At 31.5% G+C, this 1,136-nt stretch carries 1 protein-coding gene; it reads right to left on the bottom strand.

Annotated features, from left to right (window positions below):
• Positions 1 to 214 precede the first annotated feature (214 nt).
• Entirely contained in the window at positions 215 to 706 is a 492-nt protein-coding gene (locus DWV53_RS15055) for a hypothetical protein (RefSeq protein WP_118155420.1), read from the bottom strand.
• Between the last annotated feature and the right edge of the window lie 430 nt (positions 707 to 1,136).

The raw sequence follows: 1,136 nt of genomic DNA, 5'->3' as shown, positions 1-1,136 counted from the left end.
CAAGGTGTTTTCTGATTCTACCAAGCCGAACCAACTGTTTTTGTATATCAATAGACAGCCTGTTATTGAATGGTTCAAAGTACAATGGAATAAACTAAGACCGTTTAAAAGACAAATGATAAAATATTAGAGAAAGTGAGTTTGCAACTCATAATCATATTACTTTCATGCTGCATAACTTAAAAAAGAGACGGAAAAATTCCGTCTCTTTTAATTATTTGATACGCCCTTCTTTTCTGAGAAGATTGATAAATTTATTCCAACCTTCAGAACGCTTATCTGCATTTTGTTTTGTCTTTTCTAAATTCCAATAATTCGGATAATTATCGTTGAGATAGTATTTGCCATCCTTGTCGCAGAATAAAACCAAATCATCGTATGCACGATTCACTACGGGATTGATATTAGCTGCTATAATGAACAGTGTCTCAGATGAACTTTTTACACTTATTGATGCATAGATTGGGATGGATTTTATTTTATCATATTCCTTAAATTTGATTTCTCTTGTTTTTGGATTGAACCATGCAATATCTAAATCAGTAAAGGCTATAGAATCTTTACCTTGCACAACATTATCAGTGCTTACTTCACATACACCAAATAGTTGTGGTGATGTTTCTGTAAGAAAAGCATCTGCATTAGAGTTGCATGAACTAAATACAACCAATACTGTCAATAATATGATACCCAATAATTTCTTCATCGCTTTATCCTATATGATTTTATCTATTCAATTTACAATTCTAATTCATAAAAGCTACGAAAGAAACAAAATTTTAGTTGCCTCTATACGATAGCTTTTTACGCATTTCCAGCGTAGCATAATTATTCTGAGACAATGCAAGTCTCATGCACCATGCTTTTTTAAATTTACTTTCGCTGCAAATATAATGAAAAAAAACAAATAAGCAAAAGATTTTCTAATATTTGTTGTTGCTTTTAATGTTTTTTATAACAATCTTGGCATGTAAATTCTTTCTTTTTTGTACTTTTGCAACCGACAAGAGCTGTTTGACAAGCAAACATATGCACATTGCAGAAATTAGAACCGTTGCTAAATCATTACCTCCATTGAGGTGAAACACTCATAAATCGCTCATTCTAAGCTATTCGGCAGATTTTAGCGTAATTTT

It is taken from the genome of Segatella copri, assembly GCF_003465495.1.
Taxonomy (GTDB): Bacteria; Bacteroidota; Bacteroidia; order Bacteroidales; family Bacteroidaceae; genus Prevotella; species Prevotella copri_G.
The sequence above is the reverse complement of the archived record's forward strand: the minus strand, read 5'-3'. Positions and strand labels throughout refer to the sequence as shown.